Source organism: Candidatus Polarisedimenticolia bacterium (assembly GCA_035764505.1).
GTDB lineage: Bacteria > Acidobacteriota > Polarisedimenticolia > Gp22-AA2 > AA152 > AA152.
Window position 1 is genome coordinate 1 of record DASTZC010000084.1, and the last position, 3,079, is coordinate 3,079.

At 66.9% G+C, this 3,079-nt stretch carries 3 protein-coding genes; all 3 read left to right on the top strand.

What is annotated here, in order from left to right; all coding sequences use genetic code 11:
• Window positions 1-1,247: FtsX-like permease family protein (locus VFW45_05735; GenBank protein HEU5180270.1), on the top strand; the 1,247-nt coding region annotated here is incomplete at its 5' end.
• Window positions 1,248-1,262: 15 nt separating this feature from the next.
• A complete protein-coding gene (locus VFW45_05740) occupies window positions 1,263-1,955 on the top strand; it encodes an ABC transporter ATP-binding protein (protein ID HEU5180271.1) in 693 nt (230 codons plus the stop codon).
• On the top strand, window positions 1,952-3,079 hold a 1,128-nt coding region (locus VFW45_05745), incomplete at its 3' end, for a tetratricopeptide repeat protein (protein ID HEU5180272.1). The genes VFW45_05740 and VFW45_05745, both read left to right, overlap by 4 nt.

A 3,079-nucleotide genomic window follows, 5' to 3' on the forward strand; every position in this document is an offset into this window, starting at 1 on the left:
CCTGCGTCCGCCGGGGAGACGGACGCTTTGGGCATCGAGTCCAAGACAATCGAGGTAACGACGTGCGGGCGATTCCCGGCTTTCTCCGCCTCGCCACGTCCGATCTCCGGCGCCGTCCGCTGCGGACCTCGCTGGCGATCCTGGGCGTGGCTCTTTCCACGGCCCTCCTGCTGGGAACGCTCAGCTTACATTCCGGCTACATCCGCGCGCTGGATTCCACCATCGATCGGATGGGCTACCAGGTTCTGGTCACCGCCAAGGGATGTCCCTACGAGGCGGCCTCGCTCGCCATGCGCGGCGGCAACGTGCCGATGTACATCGACGAAAGCACCTTCGACACGATCCTCCAGGACGGCGACGTCCTCGAGGCGACGCGATTGTTCATGCAGGGCATGGAAGCCGGCCCCAACAACAGGCTGGCCGTTTTCATGGGCGTCGACGGAAACTTCTCCAAGCTGAAGCCCTGGATGACGCTGCAGCGCGGCGTCTGGTTCTCCGGAGCAGAGGCACCCGAGGCGATCCTCGGCTACAACGCCGCCCAGGCTCTGGGATTGAAGCTGGGGGATCCGCTGCACGTAGGACCCGCGCATCGCGACGTGATCATCAAGGGAGTCTTCGATCGCTCCGGCACCCAAGACGACGGCATGGTCTTCCTGCCGCTGGCCTTCGCCCAGGAGCTGTTCGATCGCCAGGGGAAGCTGACCGGCGTCGGCGTGCGGCTCAAGTCGCTGGATCGGGTCCAGGCCTTTCTGGAAAAGATGTTCGTCCTCCCCTCCGTGCAGGCGATCACCATGACGCAGTTCCGCTCCACCGTGGTGCAGTTCGTCTCGACTTCGCGGCTCCTGCTGATGCTGAGCGCCCTGATCGCCGCGCTGATCGGCGGTCTGGGGGTGCTCAACGCCATGACCATGTCGGTGATGGAGCGGATGCGGGAGCTCTCCTTGATGAAGGCGGTGGGCGCCACGCCGCGCGACCTTCTCCAGCTGACGCTCCTGGAGACCGGCTGCCTGGGGCTTCTCGGCGCCGTCGCCGGGCTGGTCCTGACCTTCCTGGGAAGCTGGGCCTTCGAGGCGATCCTGCGCCGGGTGGTCCCCTTCGTGCCGCCGGGCAGCCTGCTTAGCTTCGATCCCCTGCTGATTGGCGGGACGCTCCTCGCCGCCATGCTGCTGGCCTTGCTGGCTGGCCTGTACCCGGCCGCGCGCGCCGCGACGGTGCGCCCCGCGCCTTTGCTGCGCCAGCTCGCCTGAGGACTCGAGGACGCCTTGGAAAGCGCGGCGGTCGTCCTTCAGGCAATCGGACTGACCAAGAGCTATCCCCTGGCCTCCGAGACGGTCGCGGCCCTGTCGGGAGTGGATCTCGAGCTGCGCGCCGGAGAGGTGGTGGCGCTGGTGGGCGCCTCGGGCTCCGGCAAGAGCACGCTGCTGAGCCTGCTGGGTTGCCTGGATCGTCCCACCGCCGGGACGATACGGGTGACGGGCAAGACGATCGACGGACTGAGCGAGCACGATCTCGCCGGTCTGCGGCGCCGCAGCATCGGCTTCGTTTTCCAGGAATCGTTCCTGATCCCGACCCTCACCGCGCTGGAGAATACCGGATTGCCTCTCGCATTCGGAGAAAGCTCCCAGGTGGACCGCTCGGCGCCGGCGCAGGCGCTCGAGAAAGTCGGACTGACAGGCAAGGAAAGCCGGTACCCGGGGGAGCTGTCGGGCGGCGAGCGGCAGCGCGTAGCGATCGCCCGCGCACTGGTACATCGTCCAGCCTTGCTGCTGGCCGACGAGCCGACGGGAAACCTCGACTCGGGAAACGGCCGGAAGATCTTCGCACTCTTCCTGGATCTCGCGGCTCGCCACGGCATCTGCACCCTGGTCGCGACCCACAACGAGGAGCTGGCCCGGATGGCGTCCCGGATCGTCCATCTGCGCGACGGCCGCATATTGAACGGCGGTGCCTCATGAGGGCGCGCAACGGTGCCTGGATCCTCGCACTGGCTGCGGTGGCACTCTTGGCCGGATGCACCGGAACCAGCTCCAGCAGCATCACGCCGAAGGGGGGCGCGCAGCTGGAGGCGCAGGAGCACTACCAGCGTGGCATGGAGCTGGTGCGCCAGGGACAGGACCAGGGCGCCGAAGCCGAGTTCCGCCGGACCCTCGATGTCGACCCGGAAGACCCCAAGGCGCTCCTGCAGATGGGCAAGATCCTGGCGGCGCGCGCGCGCCAGGAAAACAAGGGACCCTTCGAGGCGGTCGAGCTCCTCAACCGGGCCGTCAAGGAGGACCCCAAAGACATCCAAGCACGCTTCGAGCTGGCCGAGATTCTCAAAGAGCGGTACATCGACATCTACGATCCCGATCGTACCGTCGAGCTCTACGAATCGATCCTCAAGGACAATCCCTCCCTCGCCGGCGTGCGCCTGCGCTACGCCACCTGGCTGGCGGTGGGCGAGGTGCGGCTCAAGGCTCCCCACAAAGAGGGGCGCGTCACGCTCGATTCCGCCTGGACCATGGACACGGCGCGTTCCCACCTGGAGCGCGTCCTCGACGAGGTGCCTCCGGACAGCGACGAGGCGGCGGCCGCCCACCTGACGATGGCCAACGTCCTGATGAAATCGGGCGCCTGGCCGGAGCTGGTGCGGGAGTCCGAGCTGTTTCTGACGCGCTATCCCAACGCGCCGCAGGAGCGCATCATCCAGGCGATGGGAATGAAGGCGCAAGGATTGTTCCGGCAGAAGCTCTTCAAGGAGGCGATCGCCGTCTACCGGCAGACCTACGATCTGGAGCCGGGTGAAAAGCCGCTGTGGGGCATCCACATGTGCACGGTCGGCTTGGGAGGTGAGCCCAAGGACCTGCCGGCGAAGTACCACTATCCCCTGCGCCCCGAATCGACCGACCCATCCCTGCCACCGCCACCGAAGTTCCGCGACATCGCCCCGGAGCTGGGGATCGCCAAAGTGGCGGGTGCCGGCCCGGCCGGCTGGGCCGATTATGACGGCGACGGCCGCTACGACCTGGTGGCCTGCGGCATGGATACTTTCTGCTCGCTGTTCCACAACGAGGGGAAGAAGTTCCGCGACGTGACGCTG